This is a genomic window from Yinghuangia seranimata, assembly GCF_029953285.1.
Taxonomy (GTDB): domain Bacteria; phylum Actinomycetota; class Actinomycetes; order Streptomycetales; family Streptomycetaceae; genus Yinghuangia; species Yinghuangia seranimata.
Map to the genome: position 1 here is coordinate 16,752 of NZ_JASAOI010000046.1, position 23,306 is coordinate 40,057.

General features: G+C 70.9%; 19 protein-coding genes. 9 read left to right on the plus strand and 10 right to left on the minus strand.

Translation table 11 applies throughout. The features are described 5' to 3' along the window. Positions 1-391 precede the first annotated feature (391 nt). Entirely contained in the window at positions 392-1,009 is a 618-nt protein-coding gene (locus QI554_RS27975; protein ID WP_281473542.1) for an SACE_7040 family transcriptional regulator, read from the minus strand. 109 nt (positions 1,010-1,118) lie between these two features. On the opposite strand from QI554_RS27975, the gene QI554_RS27980 reads away from it, so the two are divergent. The 4 genes from QI554_RS27980 to QI554_RS27995 are packed head-to-tail and all read left to right on the plus strand — an operon-like array spanning position 1,119 to position 6,956. Continuing rightward, positions 1,119-2,792: a carboxyl transferase domain-containing protein gene (locus QI554_RS27980; RefSeq protein ID WP_281473544.1), complete on the plus strand. Its 1,674-nt coding sequence runs from the start codon at positions 1,119-1,121 to the stop codon at positions 2,790-2,792. A gap of 23 nt (positions 2,793-2,815) precedes the next feature. Then, positions 2,816-4,846, plus strand: a complete 2,031-nt coding sequence (locus QI554_RS27985; RefSeq protein ID WP_281473720.1) for an ATP-binding protein — start codon at positions 2,816-2,818, stop codon at positions 4,844-4,846. A gap of 11 nt (positions 4,847-4,857) precedes the next feature. Continuing rightward, entirely contained in the window at positions 4,858-5,781 is a 924-nt protein-coding gene (locus tag QI554_RS27990; RefSeq protein ID WP_281473722.1) for a hydroxymethylglutaryl-CoA lyase, read from the plus strand. Positions 5,782-5,792: 11 nt separating this feature from the next. Continuing rightward, entirely contained in the window at positions 5,793-6,956 is a 1,164-nt protein-coding gene (locus tag QI554_RS27995; protein WP_281473546.1) for an acyl-CoA dehydrogenase family protein, read from the plus strand. Positions 6,957-7,013: 57 nt separating this feature from the next. Here QI554_RS27995 and QI554_RS28000 read toward each other — a convergent pair whose 3' ends face one another. The 7 genes from QI554_RS28000 to QI554_RS28030 all read right to left on the minus strand — a co-directional run bounded on the left by QI554_RS28000 (position 7,014) and on the right by QI554_RS28030 (position 16,465). Then, entirely contained in the window at positions 7,014-7,190 is a 177-nt protein-coding gene (locus QI554_RS28000) for a DUF397 domain-containing protein (protein WP_281473548.1), read from the minus strand. Further along, complete coding sequence (locus QI554_RS28005; protein WP_281473550.1) at positions 7,187-8,023, minus strand: helix-turn-helix domain-containing protein; 837 nt, start codon at positions 8,021-8,023, stop codon at positions 7,187-7,189. Before QI554_RS28005 ends, QI554_RS28000 begins: the two co-directional genes overlap by 4 nt. 122 nt (positions 8,024-8,145) lie before the next feature. Next, a complete protein-coding gene (locus QI554_RS28010) occupies positions 8,146-10,635 on the minus strand; it encodes a serine/threonine-protein kinase (protein ID WP_281473552.1) in 2,490 nt (829 codons plus the stop codon). A 72-nt stretch (positions 10,636-10,707) separates the two neighbouring features. Further along, on the minus strand, positions 10,708-11,598 hold the full coding sequence (locus QI554_RS28015) for an intradiol ring-cleavage dioxygenase (protein WP_281473554.1): 891 nt from the start codon (positions 11,596-11,598) through the stop codon (positions 10,708-10,710). 87 nt (positions 11,599-11,685) lie between these two features. Continuing rightward, complete coding sequence (locus tag QI554_RS28020; RefSeq protein ID WP_281473555.1) at positions 11,686-12,270, minus strand: hypothetical protein; 585 nt, start codon at positions 12,268-12,270, stop codon at positions 11,686-11,688. Positions 12,271-12,287: 17 nt separating this feature from the next. Then, positions 12,288-14,405: a hypothetical protein gene (locus QI554_RS28025; RefSeq protein ID WP_281473556.1), complete on the minus strand. Its 2,118-nt coding sequence runs from the start codon at positions 14,403-14,405 to the stop codon at positions 12,288-12,290. A gap of 551 nt (positions 14,406-14,956) precedes the next feature. Then, positions 14,957-16,465 carry an MFS transporter gene (locus QI554_RS28030; RefSeq protein WP_281473558.1) on the minus strand — a complete coding sequence of 503 codons (1,509 nt, stop codon included), beginning with the start codon at positions 16,463-16,465 and terminating at the stop codon, positions 14,957-14,959. A gap of 168 nt (positions 16,466-16,633) precedes the next feature. Here QI554_RS28030 and QI554_RS28035 point away from each other — a divergent pair, with 168 nt between their 5' ends. The 5 genes from QI554_RS28035 to QI554_RS28055 all read left to right on the plus strand — a co-directional run bounded on the left by QI554_RS28035 (position 16,634) and on the right by QI554_RS28055 (position 20,438). Next, a complete protein-coding gene (locus QI554_RS28035) occupies positions 16,634-17,638 on the plus strand; it encodes a helix-turn-helix transcriptional regulator (protein WP_281473561.1) in 1,005 nt (334 codons plus the stop codon). A 168-nt stretch (positions 17,639-17,806) separates the two neighbouring features. Beyond that, positions 17,807-18,787, plus strand: a complete 981-nt coding sequence (locus QI554_RS28040) for an SDR family NAD(P)-dependent oxidoreductase (protein ID WP_281473563.1) — start codon at positions 17,807-17,809, stop codon at positions 18,785-18,787. 59 nt (positions 18,788-18,846) lie between these two features. Beyond that, entirely contained in the window at positions 18,847-19,560 is a 714-nt protein-coding gene (locus QI554_RS28045; protein WP_281473565.1) for an alpha-ketoglutarate-dependent dioxygenase AlkB family protein, read from the plus strand. 43 nt (positions 19,561-19,603) lie between these two features. After that, complete coding sequence (locus QI554_RS28050; RefSeq protein WP_281473567.1) at positions 19,604-19,894, plus strand: YiaA/YiaB family inner membrane protein; 291 nt, start codon at positions 19,604-19,606, stop codon at positions 19,892-19,894. Positions 19,895-19,970: 76 nt separating this feature from the next. Further along, positions 19,971-20,438 (plus strand): YbaK/EbsC family protein, encoded by a 468-nt coding sequence (locus QI554_RS28055; RefSeq protein ID WP_281473569.1) that lies wholly within the window; start codon positions 19,971-19,973, stop codon positions 20,436-20,438. A 60-nt stretch (positions 20,439-20,498) separates the two neighbouring features. Here QI554_RS28055 and QI554_RS28060 read toward each other — a convergent pair whose 3' ends face one another. Both QI554_RS28060 and QI554_RS28065 read right to left on the minus strand, forming a co-directional pair. Then, on the minus strand, positions 20,499-22,028 hold the full coding sequence (locus QI554_RS28060; RefSeq protein ID WP_281473571.1) for an acyl-CoA synthetase: 1,530 nt from the start codon (positions 22,026-22,028) through the stop codon (positions 20,499-20,501). A 138-nt stretch (positions 22,029-22,166) separates the two neighbouring features. Then, positions 22,167-23,243, minus strand: coding sequence for a thermonuclease family protein (locus QI554_RS28065; protein WP_281473573.1), 1,077 nt, complete (start codon positions 23,241-23,243; stop codon positions 22,167-22,169). Positions 23,244-23,306: the final 63 nt, after the last annotated feature.

Here is a 23,306-nt window from a genome sequence, read left to right on the forward strand (position 1 = left end):
CTCCTTCGGAGTGGACGGGAGAGGTACCAGCCGACGACGGGGCCGACGTTATGCCGCCGCGAACGGCGAGACGGCCCCGACACGGCGGCCGATGGCCGACGCGACGGCGGCTTTAGGGCGAGGTCGAGACCTGCCGCGGCGGGCCCGCCCGTCCCCGTGTGGAGCGCGGGCTGACAGGCGCCGCTGCGGCCGACGGTGCGCCCGAACCCGCGCGGGGAGGGTCGGCGCGCGGCGGCGGTGCGTGCGATCTGGCGTCCGCTCCTACGCGTCGTCCGTTCCGCTGGGTCTTCCGGGCACTGGTCGGTCCTGCGGTGCTCGTCGGAGCCTCGGAACGTCGGGGCCGGCCCTTCCGTCGGCTGCGGCCCCGTTCGTCCTCGCGTGGGGCGCGGGCTCACGCGCCCGCCGCGGCGAGGGCGCCCAGGGCCAGGGTGCGCAGCAGGCCTGCCATGGCCTCCGTGTCCGGAGGACGAGGGGCTCGGTGGGTGCTCGCGCTGTGGGGGGTGGAGTTCAGGAGGCCGAAGACGGCGTGGACCGCGGCTCGGGTCCGTGGTTCGCCGTCGACGGCGGCGAAGGCGGGGTAGGCCTCGCGGGCCACCCCGACCCATATCTCGACGTAGGCGCGCTGGAGGCGTCGGACCTTGCGCTGGTCGGCGTCGGGGAGGCTGGACAGGTCGCGGTCGTGCAGCACGATCAGGGCGCGTTCGTTCAGCGCGAAGTCGATGTGGCCGCAGATCAGCGCGTCGAGGCGGGCCGTCGGGTCGGGGGCGTCGGCGACGCGGCGCCGGCCCTCGTCGAGGAGCTTCTCGCTGATGCCGACCAGCAGCTCGGCCAGCATCGCGTCCTTGCCGCGGAAGTGCCGGTACAGCCCGGGCCCGCTGATGCCCGACGCCGCGCCGATCTCGTCGACACTCACGCCGTGGAAGCCGCGCGCGGCGAACAGCTGCGCGGCCTCGTGGAGGATCTGGGCGCGGCGCGGAGTCGGCGCCTGGTCGAGCGACATGGCCACCATGCTAGACAGCCCGGTTAACGATCGCTAACGTCGGGTGCGTCAAGACTTGTTAACGATCGCTAACGTCGCGCACCCGGCGGCGGGGCGGTCGACCAGCGGAGGCGGCGGCATGCGGGCAACCCCCACCATCCCCGGCACGCGGGCACCGGGCGTACCGGCCGGCCCGGCCGACATCGGCCCCCGGCTAGGCACCCGTGCCGACCCGCACGGCGACGCGTACCGGGCCAACGCGGCCGGCCACCGCGCCGCCGCCGACGAGCTGCGGCGCCGGCTGGCCAAGGCCGCCGAGGGCGGCGGCGAGACCGCCCGCGCCCGGCACACCGCGCGCGGCAAGCTGCTGCCCCGCGACCGCGTCGACGCGCTGCTCGACCCCGGCTCGCCGTTCCTGGAGATCGCCCCGCTGGCTGCCGACGGCCTGTACGACGGCGCCGCCCCCGCCGCCGGCGTGGTGGCCGGGATCGGCCGGGTCGCGGGCCGCGAGGTGCTGGTCGTCGCGAACGACGCCACGGTCAAGGGCGGCACCTACTACCCGCTCACGGTGAAGAAGCACCTGCGGGCGCAGGAGATCGCCTTCGAGAACCGCCTCCCGTGCGTGTACCTCGTCGACTCGGGCGGCGCGTTCCTGCCGATGCAGGACGAGGTCTTCCCGGACCGCGACCACTTCGGGCGCATCTTCTTCAACCAGGCCCGCATGTCCGCGGCCGGCATCCCGCAGATCAGCGCGGTGCTCGGCTCGTGCACGGCGGGCGGCGCGTACGTCCCGGCGATGAGCGACCAGACGGTCATCGTGCGCGGCCAGGGCACGATCTTCCTCGGCGGCCCGCCGCTGGTGAAGGCCGCCACCGGCGAGGTCGTCACGGCGGAGGAGCTCGGCGGCGGCGAGGTGCACGCGAAGACCTCGGGCGTCGTGGACCACCTCGCCGAGGACGACGCGCACGCGCTGCGCATCGTCCGCGACATCGTCGCGGGCCTCGGCCCGCGCGCCCCGCGCCCGTGGGACGTCGCCCCCGTCGAGGAGCCCGCCGTCGACCCGTCCGGGCTGTACGGCGTGGTCCCCGCCGACAACCGCACGCCGTACGACGTCCGCGAGGTCATCGCCCGCCTCGTCGACGGCTCGCGCTTCTCGGAGTTCAAGGCCGACTACGGCACGACGCTGGTCACCGGCTTCGCCCGGATCCACGGCCACCCGGTGGGCATCGTCGCGAACAACGGCATCCTGTTCTCCGAATCGGCCATGAAGGGCGCGCACTTCATCGAGCTGTGCGACCAACGCGCCATCCCACTGCTGTTCCTGCAGAACATCACCGGCTTTATGGTCGGCAAGGCGTACGAGAACGGCGGCATCGCCAAGCACGGCGCCAAGATGGTCACCGCGGTCGCGACGACCCGGGTGCCGAAGCTGACCGTCGTCATCGGCGGCTCGCACGGCGCGGGCAACTACTCGATGTGCGGCCGGGCGTACTCGCCGCGGTTCCTGTGGATGTGGCCCGGCGCCAAGATCTCCGTCATGGGCGGCGAGCAGGCCGCGACTGTGCTCGCCACCGTCAAGCGCGACCAGCTCGCGGCACGCGGCGAGGACTGGGCGGACGACGCCGAACAGGCCTTCCGGAAGCCGATCCTCGACCAGTACGAGCACCAGGGCAGCGCCTACTACGCGAGCGCCCGCCTGTGGGACGACGGCGTCATCGACCCGCTCGACACCCGCACCGCGGTCGGCCTCGCGCTGTCCGCCTGCGCCAACGCGCCCCTCGCCGACCCGGGCTTCGGCCTCTTCCGGATGTGAGCCGCATGAGCCCCTCCCTTCGCATGTTCGACACGGTGCTCATCGCCAACCGCGGCGAGATCGCCGTCCGGATCAGCCGTACGCTGCGCGACCTCGGCGTCCGGTCGGCGGTCGTCTACACCGCGCTCGACGAACAGGCCCTGCACGTACGCCAGGCCGACGTCGCCGTCCGCGTCGCCGACTACCTCGACATCGACGAGGTCGTCGCGGCCGCCGTGCGGGCGGGCGCGCAGGCGGTGCACCCGGGCTACGGGTTCCTCGCCGAGAACGCCCGCTTCGCCGCCGCGGTCGAGGCCGCCGGGCTGGTCTTCATCGGCCCGCCCGCCCGCGCCATCGAGCTGATGGGCGACAAGATCCGCGCCAAGCAGACCGTCTCGGCGTACGGCGTCCCGGTCGTTCCGGGAAGCACGGGCTCGGGCCTGACCGACGCCGAACTCGCCGACGAGGCCCGCAAGATCGGCCTGCCGGTGCTGCTCAAGCCCTCAGCGGGCGGCGGCGGCAAGGGCATGCACCTGGTGCGCGACGAGGCCCGGCTCGCCGACGAGATCGCCGCCGCGCGCCGGGAGGCCGCGGGTGCGTTCGGCGACGACACGCTGCTCGTCGAGCGCTGGATCGACCGGCCCCGGCACATCGAGATCCAGGTGCTCGCGGACGCGCACGGCAACGTCGTCCACCTCGGCGAACGCGAGTGCAGCCTCCAGCGCCGCCACCAGAAGATCGTCGAAGAGGCGCCGTCGGCGCTGCTGGACGCCGAAACCCGGGCCGCGATGGGCGCGGCCGCGGTCGAGGCGGCCCGCTCCTGCGGCTATGTCGGCGCCGGCACGGTCGAGTTCATCGTGTCGAGCGACCGGCCCGACGACTACTTCTTCATGGAGATGAACACCCGCCTCCAGGTCGAGCACCCGGTCACCGAAATGGTCACCGGCGTCGACCTCGTCGCCTGGCAGGTCCGCGTCGCGGCGGGCGAGGCACTGGACTTCACGCAGGACGACGTCACGCTCACCGGGCACGCGGTCGAGGCGCGCGTGTACGCCGAGGACCCGGCGCGCGGCTTCCTGCCCAGCGGCGGACCGGTCCTGACGCTGCGCCAGCCCGACGGGGAGGGCGTGCGCGTCGACTCCGGGCTCGTCGAGGGCTACGAGGTCGGCAGCGCGTACGACCCGATGCTGGCGAAGGTCATCGCGTACGGGCCCGACCGCGTGACCGCGCTGCACCGTCTGCGCGGCGCTCTGGAGCGGACGACCGTGCTCGGCGTCCGGACCAACACCCGCTTCCTGACCCGCCTTTTGGCCGACGCGGACGTGCTCGCCGGGCGGCTCGACACCAGCCTCGTCGAGTCCGCGCTGCCGACCCTCACCGCCGCGCACACCGACCAGGCGCTGCGGGACGTCGCGGTCGCCGCCGCGCTGCTCGCCCAGGTGGCGCTGGAGCCGTCGGCCGGCGACGGCGGCTGGATCGACCCGTTCTCGGTGCCCTCCGGCTGGCGGGTCGGCGCCCCCGCGGCGACCGTGCACCGGTTCCGGATCGACGGGGCCGACCCGGTGGTGGTGCGCGTGCGCGGACGCGGAGCTCACACCGAAGTCTCGTACGAAGACGGCGACTTCGAGGCCGCCCACGCCGTCGTCGAGGACGGCGCGCTGCGCGTGACCGACGCAGGCCTGACCCGCACCTACCTCTACGCCTACGCCCCCGACGGCGCCCGCTGGATGTCGCTGGGCGCGGACGCCTGGCGGGTCGTGCCGTTCGACCCGGTCGAGTCGGGCCCCGGCACCGCGGGCGCCACCGGCGACGGGACGCTCGTCGCCCCGATGCCCGGCACCGTCACCGTCGTGAAGGCCGCGGTGGGGGACCGGGTGACGGCGGGTCAAGCGATCGTCGTGGTCGAGGCGATGAAGATGGAGCACGCCGTCACCGCGCCGTTCGACGGCACGGTCAGCGAGCTGCGCGTCGACGTCGGCACGCGCGTGGCACTGGACGAAGTCCTGGCCCTGGTGCACCCGTTGGAAGCCGAAAACGGGCAGGCAGCGAACGAAGAGAGCGAGGCGCGGTCGTGAACGGGCTCCCCATGGTGGTCCCCGAACCGGGGCTGCCGACCGCCGTGACGATCCACGAGGTCGGCCCCCGCGACGGGCTCCAGAACGAGTCGGCCGTCGTCCCGACCGAAGTGAAGGCCGAGTTCATCCGGCGCCTCGTCGACGCCGGGCACCGCACGGTCGAGGCGACGAGCTTCGTGCCGGCCAAGTGGGTGCCGCAACTCGGGGACGCCGAGGAACTGTTCGGGTCTCTTTCCGACCTGCTTCCGGACGTCGACCTGCCCGTCCTCGTCCCGAACGAGCGCGGCCTCGACCGTGCTCTCGCCCTCGGAGCCCGCCACATCGCGGTCTTCGCGAGCGCCACGGAGACCTTCGCCCAGCGCAACCTGAACCGCTCGCTGGACGGCGCCCTCGACATGTTCTCCCCCGTCGTTACCCGCGCGACCGGCGACGGCGTCCGCGTCCGCGGCTACCTCTCCATGTGCTTCGGCGACCCGTGGGAGGGCCCGGTCGACGTCGCGCAGGTCGTCGACGTCGGCGTCCGGCTCGTCGAGATGGGCTGCTGGCAGCTCAGCCTCGGCGACACGATCGGCGTCGCCACGCCGGGCCAGGTCACGGCGCTCATCGACGCGTTCGGCCAGGCCGGCGTAGGAGTGGACAAGCTCGCCGTGCACTTCCACGACACGTACGGCCAGGCCCTGGCCAACACGCTCGCCGCGCTCCGGCACGGCGTCACCACGGTGGACGCCTCCACCGGCGGACTGGGCGGCTGCCCGTACGCCAAGAGCGCCACCGGGAACCTCGCCACCGAAGACCTGGTGTGGATGCTGAGCGGGCTCGGCATCGACACCGGCGTCGACCTCGGCCGCCTCGTCGCCACAAGCACGTGGTTGGCCGACCACCTGGGCCGACCCAGCCCGTCCCGGACCGTCCGCGCACTCGCGGGTGAGAGGTAGAGGAAACCGCCATGCTCGACCACCGGCTCGAAGAAGAACACGAGTTGCTGCGCCAGACGGTGCGCGAATTCGCCCAGGAAGTCGTCGCCCCGGTCATCGGCGACTACTACGAGCGGCACGCGTTCCCGTACCCGCTCGTGCAACAGATGGGCAAGATGGGGCTGTTCGGCCTGCCGTTCCCCGAGGAGTACGGCGGCATGGGAGGCGACTACCTCGCGCTCGGCATCGCCCTCGAGGAACTCGCGCGCGTCGACTCGTCCGTCGCGATCACCCTTGAGGCGGCCGTCTCGCTCGGCGCCATGCCCATCTACAAGTACGGCACCGAAGAGCAGAAGCAGCAGTGGCTGCCGAAGCTCTGCTCCGGCGAGATGCTGGGCGCGTTCGGCCTGACCGAGCCCGACGGCGGCTCCGACGCGGGCGCGACCCGCACGACCGCGCGCCTCGACGAGGCCACCGGCGAGTGGGTGATCAACGGCACCAAGTGCTTCATCACCAACTCGGGCACGGACATCACGGGCCTGGTCACCGTCACCGCCGTGACCGGCACCTCCGAGGATGGCAAGCGCGAGATCTCCACGATCATCGTCCCGTCCGGGACGCCCGGCTTCACCGTCGCCCCCGGCTACTCCAAGGTCGGCTGGAACGCCTCCGACACCCACGAACTGTCCTTCACCGACTGCCGTGTGCCCGCCGAGAACCTCCTCGGGACGCGCGGCCGGGGCTACGCGCAGTTCCTGGGCATCCTCGACGAGGGCCGCATCGCCATCGCCGCGCTGGCGACCGGCCTCGCCCAGGGCTGCGTCGACGAGTCGGTCAAGTACGCCGGCGAACGCCACGCCTTCGGCAAGCCGATCGGGGCGAACCAGGCCATCGCGTTCAAGCTGGCCGACATGGAGATGCGGGCCCACATGTCCCGCCTCACCTGGCGCCACGCCGCCTCGAAGCTGGTCCACGGCGAGCCGTTCAAGCAGGAGGCCGCGATCGCGAAGCTGTACACCTCGGAGGCGGCGGTCGACAACGCCCGCGAGGCCACCCAGATCCACGGCGGCTACGGCTTCATGAACGAGTTCGCGGTGGCGCGGTTCTGGCGCGACAGCAAGATCCTGGAGATCGGCGAGGGCACGTCAGAGGTCCAGCGCATGCTGATCGCCCGCGGGCTGGGCGTCGGGGCTTAGCAGAGGCAGTCGTACGCCGGGCAGGCTCAACGACGCGCCTGCCCGGCGTACGTGCTGTCAGCGGCCGTTCTGGACGAACTCGCTCCACACCCCGGCCCGGAACCCGAGCCGAGGACCGTCGGGGCGCTTCGAGTCGCGGACGAGGACGGTGGCGTCGAGATGAGCGGTCTCGACGCATTCCCCGCCGTTGTCACCGCTGTAGCTGCTCTTCTTCCAATCCAGGTGCCTGGTCATCGCTCTCCCAACATCCGCTTGATGAGCGCGATCGACTCGGGTGGAGTCAATGCCTGCGCGCGGAGTGCGCCAAATCGCACGTTCAGCATACGAACTTCTTCTGCATGCGTGACGATGCGGTTGACTTGTTGGATCTCCAGATACCCCACCGGATGCCGACTGCGCGGCGTCAGCAGGATGAACGGACCGTTCATACCTGAATGTTGTTCGCAACCCAGCGACAGCACTTGCAGCGTGATTCCGGGCAGGCTCGCGAGCCGTAGCAAGTGCTCCAACTGCCCCTGATGCACGTGCGATCCACCGATCCGACGCATCAGCACGGACTCGTCGAGCACGACACTCACCGTCGGCGGCGGCCATCGTGTCAGGATCTCCTGGCGGGCCATCCGAGCCGCCACCCGCTCCTCGAGCTGCTCCTCGCTGAGCGGCGGTTGGGCGCCCAGGAACGTTGCCCGCGCGTAATCCTCGGTCTGCATGAGCCCGGGAACCGCCAGCGTGCTGAAGTAGCCGAGCTCAACCGCCTCCGTCTCCAGCCGTGCATAGCCACGGAACCAGTCCGGATGTCTGATCCGCGTCTTCTCCTTCACCTTTTCGACGTCATCCGCGACCCCCTTCAACAGACCTCGCGCGTTCAACGGTTCGTCCGCCGCACGCAGGAGCTCCGGATGGGGCGTACGCCTGCCGGCCTCCACCGAGTAGATCTGGTCCGGGCTGTATCCCAGCGCGGCGGCCAGCTCCTGCCGACTGAGCCCCGCCTGCTCACGCAGCAGCCTGATCTGAGTGCCGACGGCGTGGAAGAAGCAGCTGACAACTTCGATGTCCTCGTCTGACATCGGGCATCACCCCCGATCGGAAGCGTAGGTTTTCGGCCACCGTTCGAAGCCGGATCGGCCGAACACCACCCGTTCAGCCGAAGCACGCTCGAACACCCCACGCACGCGGGCGCACGCCCCCGTCAGGCGCCCAGTACCGCCGTCACCAGCGCCTGCTTCCGCAAGGACGGGTCGCCGATGCTTTGGGCCAGTTGCTCCGCCCGCATCGGGTCGGTCCGCGCGAGCGTGGTCACGACTTCGGAGACCAGCGGGTCGCGCTCGGGGCCCGGCAGTTGGTCGATGAGCAGCGAGGCGGAGTCGGGGTCCTGCTTGGCCAGCGCGTTCAAGGGCCGCCACACCAGAGAGACGTACTTGGTGAGTTCGGGGGGCTGGTGGACGATCTCGCAAGCACGCCGTACCACTTCCGTCGCCAGCTGTGGATCCGTCTCCACCGCCGCAACGGCCGCCTTGAGCAGGTTCTCGGCAAGGTCGGCCCGTAGAGACACGGACAGCTTCTTCCCGCGAGCGTCGACGTGGTCGACCAGGCGCAGCGCCTGCCCCACGTCGAGAGCGGCCAGGTGTCCGGCCGAATGCACGAGGTTCTTGGTGGTCGGGGCGATGCCGAGGCCCGTCAGGAGGTGCCGGGCGACGTCGCGGGCCAGAGCGGGGGCGAGGGGTGCGGCGGCTTCGACGAATTCGCCGAGCACGCCGAGGTTCTCGGCCGCTTCGAGCCGCAGTGCGGCCTGCCCGGCCGCCTCGAGCCAGTCCCGAGCCTGGGCCGGGTCGGTCGATCCGATCTTGCCGGCCATCCCGACCAGGGCTTTGACCCGGTCGGCGGCGACGGTGATCCGGGCGACGAGCTGCCCGGCCCGGCGGGGGTCCGCGGCGGCGGCCACCGCGATGTCGACGAGGCCGCCGGTGTCGACCAGGGACGGCTGACCGGCCGGTCCGAAGAGACGCCGGATCCCTGTCGGTTCGGTCTGTTGCGGCGGTCCGACGAGGGTCCGTTCAGCCATGTCGATCAGGTAGCGCGCGTGCCCGTGGCCGGCATCGGCCGCCGCTTCGATTGCGGACGTCCAGGCGCTGCGTCGCCGGTGATCGTTCGCCATCGAGCCGATGATGCGAACCGCGCGTTCTGGATCAACCCGTGCCGCCTCGTCGGCGACGCATCGGAGGGCGAACGCCCGATCCCCCTCGTCCTCCACACTCCGTGCGGCCACCTCGGCGGCGTCGAACAGCCGACGCGCGCAATGGGGATCGGCGCTTCGGCCCGCGACGGCGATCTGCGCCATCGCCTGCGGCAGTGCGAACGGGGAGTTCGTCACCGGCGCCAGCAGACGCGCGCGGGCCTCGGCACGTTCCATCAACCGACGTGCGCCGTACGGGTCCGTGGCGGCCAGCATTCCGGCGAGTCGTGCGGATTGGCGTCCGTGTTCCTGCTCTGCGGCGGCGTAGCCGGCGGGATCGGTCATCCGCGGGATGACCTTTCGCGCCTCATCGATCAGCCGTGCGACCTGCGCCGGGTCATCGCTTCGGGCGGCGAGTCCGAGCAGCGCCATTGCGCGGAACTCCTTGGGGATCCGCGGGAGGACGTCGTCCAAGAGCCAGGGAGCGACACCGAGCACCTTGACGAGGGCGGCTGTCCGATGGTCCGGATCCTCGATGGAGTCGGCCAAGAGGGCGGCCCGCTCGAACTGCTCATGCCCCGCCGGTGTCGGCGGTGGCTTCGGCGGGTCGTCCTGCGGCGGGGGTTCATCGGCAATGTGCGGTGGCCTCTGTGCGTCGGCGGTGCGTGTCGGCGAGCCTGCGTCCGAAAGCAGGCCGTCCCGCAGCAGTTCCCGCACCTCACCCGCGGTCGGCCGGGCCTCCGGTGCCTTCTCGAGCAGCCGCAGGATCGTCGGGCCCAGGCGCCCCGAGGCGACCGACAGTTGTGGCTCCTCCGTGCTGATGGCCCGGATCGTTGCCATCATCGTGTTTCGACGGAACGGCGATGAACCCTCGACGAGTTCGTACAGAGTCACACCGAGCGCCCACATGTCGCCGGCCGGTGCGTCGGCGCCGTCGAAGCGCTCGGGGGACATGTACTCCACCGTGCCCACGGCCATGCCGGTCCGCGTGATCCGCGTGTCCTCGGGGTGTTTGGCGATCCCGAAGTCGAGCAGCAGGACCCGACCTTCCAGGGTCAGCATGACGTTCGAGGGCTTCACGTCGCGGTGCATGATCCCGGCCGCGTGCGCGGCGTCCAGCGCGCTGGCCACCTCGCGGCCTATGCGCGCGGCCGCGTCCGGTGTGAACCGCTCGTTCGCGGCCAGTGCTTGAGCGAGCGAGCGGCCGGAGACCAGGTCCATCACCGTCCACGGGGTCCCGCTGTCGTCCTCGACGACGTCGTGTACCGCGGCCACGTTCGGGTGTGTGCGCAGTGCCGCCGCGTGCCGGGACTCCTTGACCGCGTACGCCAGTGCCGTGCGCCGCTCTGCGGGCGTCGCGTACGGGTCCACCACAAGGCGCTTGGCCGCGACGTCGACCTCGAGACGCTCGTCCCGAGCCTTCCACACCTCGCCCATCCCGCCGCCGCCCAGGCGCATGACGAGCCGATACCGCCCGGCGATCAGCGTCCCGTCCGAGTACTCCACAGTCCGTCCCCCGTCAGCAGATCACGCGCCGAGCGGATCAAGACTAGGGTCCGGCAGCCGTCCACGATCGCGCTACCGAGGGGGAGGGCCTCCCGGTGCACCGCCTCCCGAACCTCCGCCGCTCGCACCGCTGTTCTCCTTCGCCGGGTCGATGCCGAGCGTCAGCACCCCCACGTACCCCGTCCCCGACGGGGTCACGGTCATCAGCCCGTCCTTGGCCCCGCCGCCCTGGTACACCATGTCGTCGGCCAGCTTCGTCGGTGTCCCGGTGTGCTCGTTGTACGGGGCCTGCTTGTACACCGCCTCGCCGATGGCGTCCTCGAAGAACAACTGGCCGGTGAAGTTCACCTTCCCACCGACGTACGTCCCATCGGCCTGCTGCCCGCCCGTGTGTACTTTCACGTGGATGTGCGTCACCCGCGGCATGTACCAGCCCGGCACGATGGTCGTGAACTCCACGACGCCATCCGCACCGGCCACCTGGTAACCCCGAAGGTACGTACCGTCGTTCGCCCCACTCGTGTCCGCACTCTCGGCCGGCGCGGACCCGCCGGGATTCGCCGACACGAACCCCGAGTAGTACCCCCACGCATCACAGTGCCAGACCTCCACCGCCGCCCCCGGCACGGGATTGCACCCCGCCGTCGTGTCCTGCACTGTCAGCCGGAGCTTCAACGGCACGCCGGGCTTGCCCTCCGTGATGTCCTGCCGCACCAGCGCCTTGTCGAGGTAGTACGGCCCCTGAGTCACATTCGACGACAACACGCACTGCGCGGACGCAGTCCCCGACGTAGGCGCCGACGCCGAACCTGACGCAGAACCACCCACCCCCGCCGAACTCGTCGGCGGCAAGCCGCTCTTCCCCCCACCCGAGTCCCCACACCCCACCAGCACAAACCCGGCCGCCGCTGTCCCCGCCCCCAGCACCAGGAACTGTCGCCTGCTCACCTCGTTGTCGTTCATGCGCCCAGCCTCGACACCACGCATGAGAAAGCCCTGAGACACGTCTGAAGGCCCGACGAGATTCACCCCACCGGTGGCCGTCTGCCGTTACGACGGCATCGGCACCCGCGAGCCAGTGCAGCCGACGTTGTCCCGCATCGTGTTGACGATCTTGACCAGCGTCTGCGCCATCAGCTTCGGAGTCGGCGGCGTGTCGGGGGCCTTGTACTCGGACAAGGTGATGCCCAGCGTCGCGAGAAACTGCCCGTCGCGCGTGTGGCACGGCGGCACGGCAAGCCATGCCCGATCGGCCATCATGTATCCGTCGATCCCCGCCCCTATCGGGACCCGGGACTGCTCGAAGGAATTCTGCAGTGCGTTCCAGCCGGGGAGTTGCGGGCCTTCGACGAAGATCTCGAGCGTGGCTCCGTGCGTGTCGCCGTAGTCGCACCTATAAAGTCCGGCGGCCGGATAACGAAGGCGCCCGCCGTTGTCGACGTAATCGCGTTTGAGCTTGGGCAACAGTCGGGCGAGGTCCCCGTGTGTGGAGATCCCGCTGCATACCCGAGCATCCGCCGCGACGGGCTTGGGCCCGCCTTCGGTGTCATCGCGGAACGCGAACCACCAAACCGTGACCGCTGTGGCCAGCAAGACCAGTCCGGCGATCGCGTACGCCGAAGGCGAGCGTCTCATCCGATGTGTCTCCATGCTCAGGGGGTGCGGCCGTTCACTCGGTTGAAGTGGTTGCCCCCGTTGTCGATTCCCGAAGTGGCTCTGACATCGACGCCCGTTCCGATGCTGTCCCGGCATTCCTCCTGAGCCTTCTGCCGGTATGCGCCAAGCATCTCCTGGACGCTTGAGATCGTTTGTTCGTGGCGATCCACGATGGCCTTCTTGGCGTCGTCGGAGGTGTCCGTCTCCCAAGCGTCCATGACGTAGTCCAGCCCGGGAGCGACCACGACGTCCAAGGCGGGGCCGATCGGCTTTATGGACGAGGTGATGAAGTTGAGAACGGGCACGCCCCATTTCTTCATGGGCTGGTGGTAGGGGTTGGCGTTGTTGGCGGCCTCGTCATTCGCTTCCTGCCGGGCGGCGATCCCGCTCGTCATGGCGGCGTCGTAAGCGCCGAAAACGGTCGACGACTCCTCGACGAGGGTGCCGGCCGCGGCCTCCCGAGCGACAGCGTTGGTGTCGCCGGGGTGTGCCGCCACAACGGCATCCAGCCCGTTGACCATGTACCTGGACTCGGCGATGTACATCTGCTCGATGTACTTGCCTCCTGCGTCGGCACCGAGACCGTCTAGTACCCGAGACAGGTTTCCGTAGTCCATCGCCGCAACGGGCATTCCGGAGATCGGGTCTGTCAGACGTGTTTGACTGATCATCGCGTTGTGGACGGACTCCGGGTTGGCGACGAGCATGGCCGCGACGCTGTCATGCAGCGCATCCGGGAAGTTCGGAGGCAAACCGGTACCCAGCACGTCGATCGAGTTCCGCAGAGTGCTCAGCATTTGCGGCGTGCGAGCGTCGCCGGTGGTGGTTGCGGCCACCAGGGCGTCCCCGAGAGCGCCGAGATGCGGCTGGCCGGGTGGCAGGGACGACATCATCGGCGCCCGGTTTTCACCGTCCGTGCGTTGGTTCACCAGGTAGTCGATGCGTTCCTTGCCGGTGTCTCCCGCGAAGAACTGCGCGGAACCTTCTGGGCTGTTCTTCAGCGCGGTGAGCAGCCCGGTGACGGGATCCCGCCGTCCGTCCGGGGAACTGAGCACGCCGCCGTGATTGGCGTCTTTGTCGAAGGCGAGGATGTCCGCGCCCACGGCATTGATGAATTTCGTGTCGTAGGTCCCGGTCTGCAACAGCATGCTCAAGGACTGGTACCCGTACGTACCCCCGCCGGAGAACAGTCCGTTGCCCCCGGTCGCCTGGCGCCCGGCATCCTTGAGATCCGCCAGCCATCCAGGGTTCTTGCCGAGTTCGGGGCTTGCGGACGCGAGCGTCTGACCCAGCAGGTCGATGAGCGCTTGGTCGTTTTTTGAGGGAAGCACGTCGATCGGCGATATCGACGCAGGCTTGAGCTTGCGGGTGAGGTCGACCAGCTTCTCCGCGCCGAACTGGGTCAGCAGACGTTCGGCGAAAAGATCGTTCTCCTTGTTCGCGGTGAGCAAGGACTCCAGTTCGGTCCGCTCGGCAGCGGTGAGATCCGGCGACTTCCGCAGCAGCGTCAGCGCTTGGGGGACGTCCCGATACGGGTCCGCGTCGGGGGTGGCGTTGAACTGCTCATCGCTGCCTCCGGTGTTCTGCATGAGCGCGCGCGACGCCCGTTCGTCGGCCTGGGTCGCGGCGTCGAGCGCTGCCTCGACGGCGTTGGCCAAGCGCGTCGCGATCTCCTGGCGCTGCTGCTCGTATTGGACGTCGACGGGAGCGCCCTGCGCGGCGGGAGGCCACGACACGGAGACCCCTTCGAGCCAGTGGCTGATCTGTGGCGCCTGGTCCAGAGTCATACCTTCGTTGGCGACGTCCTGGACGGCCCGTTCGAGCTGTGCTTTGGCCACTTGGAAGTCCGTGTGCGCCTGCCGCAGTGTTTTGGCCAGCGCTTGCGCTTCGATCGCGGCCGAGCTGAGCTGTACGTTCACGAACTTGAGCTCGGATATCGCGTTCTCGGCGGACTGGACACCCTGCCAATGCTGGGAGACCACGGCGACGACGGAGTTGTCGAACCACTGGTCCAGCTCGGCGAGTCGTCTGCCCGCCTGCTCCCAATGGACAGCGGCGTCGTCCAACGGCGTGAGGTTCGCCTGCTGAACCTGGCTGACACTGAGTTTGCCCATGTCAGCAGATCTTCTTCATTGAGGCCGAGTTGGATTTCTCGTCTGCCGTGTACCCCTGGGCGGACTTCTTGAGCTTCTCTTCGCATGCAGCCAAGGCGGCGTGCAGGCTCTTGGTTTGGTGCTCCCACGTCTCGCCCATGTAGCGAAGCGCGTCCGACGTCTGCCAGCCCTTGAGGCTGTTCGCGGCGTCGTCGGCGTGCGTTGGCGATGACTGGGTGGTGAGCGTCAGGTCCCGATCGATCTCGCCCGCAGCCCTCGCCGCGTCATTGAGCTGGTCAGGGTTGACACTGACTGCTCACGACGGGGAAGCGGCTGCGGACTGCAGTCGGGTCGGGGACGGCGGCGGCGAACCCGCCGCGTACAACGATCCGTTGAGTATCCGTGCAATGTCGTCCGTCATCAACGTCCCCCGCGATGATGCCGAAGGCGCCCCCGCACCCCCGTGGTGGGGGACAGGGTACCCGCTCGGCAGGTCGGCGACATTGGGGAACTCGTCGAACGTGCCGCGGGGCGCACCGGCTCGAGGCCGGTGCGCCCTGTGGCGAAACGGGTCACCGGGCCGCTGCCGCCTCGCGGATTACGCGGGCGAGCTTGGCGGCGAGGGCGGCGGTGATCAGGGAGAGGGTGATCAGGATCGCCGCGACCACGAGGGTTCCGGTGCGCCAGTCGTCGGCGGTCGGGTGCTTGCCGATGGTGGAGAAGAGGGTGGAGCCGAGGAGGGAGGCGCCGGTGGCGAGGCCGACCTGCATGGCCGTCGACAGGACGCCGCCGGCGAGGCCGGCGCGGTCGACGGGGAGGGCGCTCAGGGAGAGGCCGAGCAGCGGGACCATGACCATGCCCCAGCCGATGCCCAGGACGAAGAGCGGGCCGAGGAGTTCGGGCAGGTTGAGGGCGTCCTCGGTGCCCGCGGCGACGGCGGCGAAGCCCGCGAAGCCGGCGGCGAAGAGCAGCGCGCCCACGATCAGGAGCTTCGGGCCGTAGCGGCCGACGAGGCGCTGCGCGTACACCGAGATCAGCAGGAACCCGGCCGCCGCGGCGGCCATCGCCAGGCCCGAGCGGATCGGCGAGAACTCGTGCCCGACCTGGAGCAGCATCGCCAGGCTGAACATCAGGCCGCCGATGGACAGGGCGAAGACCACCATCGCGCCGAGGGCGTAGCGCGCGGCGGGCAGCTGGAGCAGCGACGGCGGGACCAGGGGCGTGGCGCCGGCCCGTTCCATGCGGCGCTGCGTCACGACGAACAGCACGGCGGCGGGGACGACGGCCGCGAGGCAGATCCACGTCCACACGGGCCAGTCCTGCGAGCGGCCGAGCGTCAGCGGTATGAGGAGCAGGGCGATGGCGGCGGCCAGGCCGACCGCGCCGCGCACGTCGATGCGGGTGGCGACAGGCGCCTTCGTCTCGGGGACGACGCGTCCCGCGACCGCCAGGGCGAAGATCCCGACGGGCACGTTGACCAGGAACAGCGGCCGCCAGTCCGAGCCGAACAGGTCCGCCTCGAGCAGCAGTCCGCCGACGATCTGGCCGACCGCGCCCGCCGATCCGACGACGACGCCGAACATGCCGACCGCGCGCTGCCGGTCCGCGCCCTCGAAGCCGGCCTGCACCGCGGCGAGCACCTGCGGGAACATCAGCGCGGCCGTGAGGCCCTGGAGGATGCGGAAGGCGATGAGGGTGGTGACGTTGGGCGCCAGCCCGCACGCGGCGGACATGACGGTGAAGCCGGCCATGCCGGCCAGGAACAGCCGGCGCCGCCCGTAGCGGTCGCCGAGGCGGCCGCCCGCGACGAGGGTGCAGGCGTACGCGACGCCGTACCCGGACACGGTCAGTTCGAGCTGGGCCTCGCTCGCGCCCAGGTCGGTGCCGATGTTCGCGAGGGCGACGTTGACGATGAACGCGTCGAGCACGGGCAGGAACGCGCCGAGCAGCAGGATGGGCAGCGCCCGCCACATGCGGGCGGGGGTGAGGGTGGTGCCGGTGGTGCCAGGGGTGGAGAGTCCGGCGGTCGCCGGGTTCGCCGCCGACCCGGCGGCGGAGGGGACTGTGGTCGTGTTCGCCATGGCCCCAACCCTGGGGCAGTCTTTTACCTGGTACCAGAGGCCCGGTGAAACTAGTACTGGCTCAACCTGGATAACGCGGGGCGACCGGGTGAGGATGGGCTGCGGGGCCGAGACCGGTGCCGAGGCCGCGCACCGGAGGACGGAACGGACGGAACTGAAGGGACGACCATGGCACGAATAGGCGGCACATGGGATTCGGACGTGTTCGGGAACGCGGACGCGAAGCCCGCAGCCTCACGGGTCCGGCTGTCCCGCGAGCAGACCGCCGAACGCCGCCGTGAGCTGGGCGAGTTCATCCGATCCAGGCGCGAGCGCACCACCCCGGACATGGTCGGCCTGCCGACGTCCGCCCGCCGCCGCACGCCCGGCCTGCGCCGCGAGGAGGTCTCGCTGCTCGCCGGCATCGGCGCCACCTGGTACACGTGGCTGGAGCAGGGCCGTCAGATCAACGTGTCGGCGCAGGTGCTGCTGTCGGTCGTCCGTGTTCTGGGCCTGGACGACGTCGAGCGCGCCCACGTCTTCCATCTGGCCGACCTCCCGGACCCCGAGCACGTGGTGTCGGAGCCGAAGATCAGCCCCGCGACGCAGTTGCTGATCGACCAGCTGTCGCCGTTCCCCGCGGCGATCATCGGCCCGCGCTGGCAGATCCTCGGCAGCAACGCGGCGTACCTGGGGCTGATCGGCGACTACCGCGAGCTGCCGGAATGCGCACAGAACACCGTCTGGATCTACTTCTGCGACCCGGGCTGGCGCACGCTCGCCGCCGACTGGGCGGGCACCGCGAAGCAGTTCGTCGCGAAGCTGCGCGGCGCCGTCGCGGCGGACCCCGGTGATCCGGGGTGGGGCCCGATGATCGACCTGCTGATGAACGCCTCGCCGGAGTTCCGGGAGTTCTGGGCGCGCCAGGAGGTCGCCGGCCTGGACGGCGCCGTCAAGTGCCTGTACCACAGCGCGGTCGGCGAGCTGGACATCGAGGTGGTGCACCTGATGACGGGCGACCAGCGGGCCCGGATCACGGTCTACACGCCGCAGAACGAGGTGACGCGGCGCCGGCTGGAGCTGCTGGCCGAGGTGACGCCGCGCAAGATGCCCGGTCCGGCGCTGACCCGTGAGGTCGACCACCCGGCCGAGGCGGAGTCCGCCGCGGGGCGCGAGGTCGCCGCCAAGGCCTGAGGCGGATCCGGATCGGGTCGGAGACGGGCCCGCGGCTGATCCCGCGCCCGACCTACCCCGCGTAACTCTTGACCGGGTTAAAGAAAACGTGTTCTCTCTCCCTGTGGGGCACGCCCGGCATCCGGGCCGCGGCGTGCCGGCGGTGACACGTGCGGGAGGCGGCGTTCCATGGCGGACGGGCGGCAGGACCAGACCGACGGACAGCCGGGCGAGGCGTCGGGGCCGGGCGCACCCGCGCCGATCCGCCTCGACGGCCAGGTGGCCCTGGTCACCGGCGCCGGCCGGGGCCTCGGCCGCGAGCACGCGCTGGCCCTGGCAGCGCGCGGCGCGCAGGTCGTCGTCAACGACCTCCCCGACGCCGACGGCACCGACCACGCCGCCGCACTGGTCGCGGAGATCGTCAAGAACGGCGGCACCGCGACCGCCGACACACACAGCGTCGCCGACGAGGCCGACGCCGTCGTCGCGACGGCGATCGACACCTATGGCCGCCTCGACGTCCTCGTCAACAACGCCGGGATCTCGCACGGCGGCATGTTCGACCAGATCCCCGTCGAGGTCTTCGACCGGATGCTCGACGTCCACCTGCACGGCACCGTCGCCGTCACCCGCGCCGCCTGGCCGCACCTGCGCGCCACCGGCGGCCGCGTGGTCAACACCACGTCGAACTCGGTCTTCGGCATCACCGGCACGAGCCACTACATCACCGCCAAGGGCGGCGTCCTCGGCCTGACCAAGTCGCTCGCGATGGACGGCCGCGTGGACGGCATCCGGGTCAACGCGATCATGCCCGTCGCGTACACCCGCATGACCGCGGGCATCCCCGACGAGGTCTTCCGGGCCTTCCTGGAAGAGCACTTCACCAGCGACAAGGTCGCGCCGTTCGTCGTGTGGCTGGCCGCGCCGGACGTGCCCGTCACCGGCGAGATCTTCAGCGTCGGCGGCGGCCGGGCGGCACGTGTCGTGCTCGGCGTCAACGGCGGCGTCCTCTCCGACACCCCCGAGGGGTACGGGGCGCAGGTCGACCGCCTGCTCGACCTCGAGGGCACCGTGTTCCCCGCCGACGCCACGCGCGAGGTGCTGCACGCCGCCGCGGGGCTCGGGCTGTTCGAGGACGGCAACCCGCTCGCGGGCGCCTGGAAGCAATAGGGCCGGCAGCCGGCAGTCGCCACCCCGGGCGCGTCGGAGGGCGCGGTTAGGGTGGCGATATGTCCGCGCTGTTTCCCCAGGAGCGGCGCGAGGTCGCGCCGGGCGCCGTGCACGTGCCCGGGTGGCTGGACGCCGCGGCGCAGGCCCGCCTGCTCGAGGCCTGCCGCGCCTGGGCCAGGCCGCCCGCCGGGCTGCGCACGGTCGTCCTGCCCGGCGGCGGCGTCATGTCGGTGCGGATGGTGTCGCTGGGGTGGACCTGGCGGCCGTACCACTACGTGCGGACCACCGAGGACGGCGAGCCGGTCAAGCCGTTCCCCGGCTGGCTCGGCGACCTGGGGCGGCGTGCGGTGGCGGAGGTGTACGACGACGCGGCGGCCGCCGCGTACCACCCCGACCTCGCGCTGGTGAACTTCTACGACGACCACGCCCGCATGGGCCTGCACCAGGACGCCTACGAGGGCGGCGACGACCCGGTGGTCTCGCTCAGCCTGGGCGACACGTGCGTGTTCCGCTTCGGCAACACCGAGACGCGCGGCCGGCCGTGGACCGACGTCGAGCTGGAGTCCGGCGACCTGTTCGTGTTCGGCGGGCCGTCGCGGTTCGCGTACCACGGCGTGCCGAAGACCTACCCGGGGACGGCCGAGCCGGCGCTCGGGCTGCGCGGGCGGCTGAACATCACCATCCGGGTGTCGGGGCTGTCCCCGAGGCCTTCGTCGGTTCCCGAACCGAATGCTCATTCCGGGACGGAACAGTTCCCTCCGGGAGATGAGTAGCCGTACTCAGGCCTGCGGCCTGACGCGGCGTCACCCTGCTTGTATGACATCACCGTTGCAACCGCGGAACTCCGCGATGTTCTACTTCCAGGCGTGGATCTCGTTCGCCGTGTCGATGGCGGCGGTCGGGATCGGTATCGCTTACCTGCCGGTGTCGGCGTGGGTCCGCGGCTTCTTCGCGGTCGGCGCGCTGTACCTGGTGACGTCCTCGTTCACGCTCGCGAAGGTCATCCGTGACCGCCAGGAGACCGAGGCCGTGGTCAACCGCGTCGACCAGGCCCGCCTCGAACAGCTCCTGACGGACCACAACATCTTCCGGCCCGAGTCGGTGTGACCCCGTGCCCCGCGCGGCGCGCTGGCGGCACATATCCGATAGGCGCGGTGTGCGCGGCACGGCTAGTGTGCCGCGCATGACCAACGCGCTCGAACGCGTCGCGGCCGACCTGGCCCGGCACGGCATCACCGAAGCGGTCCGCGAACTGCCGCACGACGTACCGACCGCCGCCGCGGCCGCCGAGTACCTCGGCTGCGAGGTCGGCGCGATCGCGAACAGCCTGGTCTTCGACGCGGACGGCGAGCCGCTGCTGGTCATGACCAGCGGTGCCCACCGCGTCGACACCAAGCGCGTCGCGGCGCTGATCGGTGCGGACAAAGTGCGGCGCGCCGACCCGGACTTCGTGTACGCCGCGACCGGCCAGCGGATCGGCGGCGTCGCCCCGGTCGGGCACCCCGAGCCGGTGCGCACGCTCGTCGACGCGTGGCTCGGCAAGCACGAGGTGGTGTGGGCCGCGGGCGGCAGGGCGCACACGGTCTTCCCGACGACGCTGGACGAGCTGGTGCGGATGACCGGCGGAACGGTCGTCGAGGTCGGCGACTGAACCCGGCCCCGCGTGGGGCGAGGCCGGGTGTTTTCGTCGTGGACGCCGTCGAGGCCGGCGCTACGCGTACATCGCCCGCACCAGCCGCTTGACCAGCTTGCCGGTGGGCGTGCGCGGCAGTTCGGCGACGAAGTCGACGCTGCGCGGGGCCTTGTAGTGCGCGATGCGCTCCCGGACGAACTCGATGAGCTCACGCTCCAGTTCGGGCCCGGTCTCGATGCCGGAGGCAGCCTGCACGACCGCCTTGACCTGCTCGCCCATCTCGTCGTCCGGCAGGCCGATCACCGCGACGTCGTAGACCTTCGGGTGCAGCGCGAGGACGTTCTCGATCTCCTGCGGGTAGATGTTGACGCCCCCTGAGATGATCATGAACGCCTTGCGGTCGGTGAGGAACAGGTAGCCGTCCTCGTCGACGTAGCCGACATCGCCCGTCGTGGTCCACAGCGGGTGCTCGGGGTGCTCGGCGGCTCGCGTGCGTTCGGCGTCCCCGTGGTAGGCGAACGCCTGTTCCTCGCGCTCGAAGTAGACCGTGCCGACGCCGCCGGGCGGCAGGACGGCGCCGTCGTCGTCGCAGATCCGGACCACCCCGAGGCCGGCACGGCCCACCGAGCCCGGGCGCTCCAGCCACTGCGCCGAGTCGATGAGCGTGACGCCGTTGCCCTCCGTCGCGGCGTAGTACTCGTGGATGACCGGGCCCCACCACTCGATCATCGCCCGCTTGACGTCGACCGGGCACGGCGCGGCGGCGTGGATCACGGTGCGCAGCGACGACAGGTCGTGCCGGGTGCGGACCTCCTCCGGCAGCTTGAGGGCGCGGACGAACATGGTCGGCACCCACTGCGTGTGGGTGATCCGGTACCGCTCGATCGCGGCGAGCGCGGCCTCGGCGTCGAACCGCTCCATCATCACCACGGTGCCGCCCATACGGTGGATCAGGCCGCAGAAGCGCAGCGGCGCGGCGTGGTAGACGGGCGCGGGGGAGAGGTAGACGGTGTCCGGGTCGAAGCCGTAGAGCGCGGCGAACACGGCGGTGAGCGAGTCGCCCGGCTCGTCGATGCGGCCGTCCCGGAGCGGCGGGCGAATTCCTTTGGGACGCCCGGTCGTTCCGGACGAGTACAGCATGTCGGCGCCGGCGGGCTGCTCCTCCGGGTGGTCGGGCGGGAAGCGCTTGACGGCCTCGTCGTAGTCCCCGTGGCCGGCCACCGGTCCGTCGTACGCCAGTCTGACGCGGACGCCGGGCGTCGTGTCCACGACCGCCTCCGCGAGCGCGCCGACCGACGCCGCCACGACCAACGCCTGGGCCGCGCAGTCGTTGACGATGTACGCGACCTCGTCGGCGTTCAGGTGGTGGTTGACGGCCGTGACGTACAGGCCGGAGCGCAGCGCCGCCCAGTAGACCTCGAACGCCCGCGGGTTGTTGTCGCTGAGCAGCGCGATGCCGTCGCCCCTGCGCAGGCCCGCGTCGTACAAGAGGCGCGCCAACCGGGAGGAGTTGTCGTCCAGTTCGCGGTAGGTGACGGTGCGGCCGCTGCCGGCCATGACGACGGCGGGCTTGTCGGGCGTCGTGCGGGCGTGCGTTCCGGGATACATCGGACTCCTCGCCTTCCGCAGGGGCAGACGAGGGCACCGTACTAGCGCTCGCTCAGAACAACCAGGGTGCGCCGGGCGCGCTGCGGCGCCCGACGCGAATCCCCTTATTGGGTAACCGCGTTAGTAGCTCTCTCGGTGTCACTGCTCGACGAACACCAGCGAGAACAGGTCGGCCGACGTGGTCACCACCGAACCGGTCTGGTGCAGCAGGGTGTGCAGCGGCTGCGGGCGTCCGCCGCCGACCTGGACCCGGTCGTCGTGGCCCGGGTTCGCGCGCAGCCACGCGGGCAGCGTGAGCGGCGCGGGCCCCGCCAGGCCGGTCGCCGACTCGTTCGCGACCACGCTTTCGCTCTCGCGCAGCCAGTCCGTCACCCGGCGGAAGAACTTCGGGAAGACCAGGTCGCCGCCGGGGCCGACGGCGTTCTGGTCGACGACGCTGAACCGCGAGCTGGAGTCCATCGCGTACACACCCAGGTGCGCGGCCCGGGCCTTCGATGCCGCCGCCACGATCGCCTTCCGCAACTCCGGTGCGGTGGAGGTGTATTGCAACGGGTACGCGTCGCCGGACGCCAGCATCCGGAAATTGGCGCTGCCGGCCAGCAGTGCGGCGTCGGCCGTGACCGTGCCGCCGTCACGCCCGTGCAGCGCCTTCGCGGCGTCACCTGTGAACAGGAACGCGACGGGGCGGCCGTGGACTTCGGCCATGCGGGCCAGGATCACGCCCGGCACGGACGGCGGTTCGGCGGAGGTGACGGTCATCTCGTTCGCGGCCAGCTTGACCTCGCCGAAGCCGAGCAGCTTGAGGAATGCGTCCCGCGACCGGTCCCCGAACGGCTGGCGCTGTCCCGCGTAATGGAGTTCGGGGGCGTCGATCCCGTCGAGGCGCAACTGCACGCTGCCGTCCGTGCCGGGACGGATCCGCTCGCCGTGCGCGAGGCCCTTGAACAGCTCGGGACGCTCGGCGCGGAACCGCACCGAGTCGCCGTCGGGCTGCTTGCCGACGACCAGCAGCTCACCGGCGATCACCTGGTACTGCGCCGACACCGGCGGCTTGGCCGGCGCCGGAACACGGGGCGGGCCCGGCTTCGGACCCGGCTTCGGCGCCGGGACGCGTGCCGGGGCGGCGGCCTCGGCGGCCGGTGCGCCCGAAGAGGACGGGGAGGCCGGGGGGTTCGCGGGGATGTCTCCCGGGACGGACGCATCGGCGGTAGTCATATCCACACGGTGACAGGGACCGCGTGAGGAAGGGAGCGAGACGGCCGGGTTCTTTGCCAACCG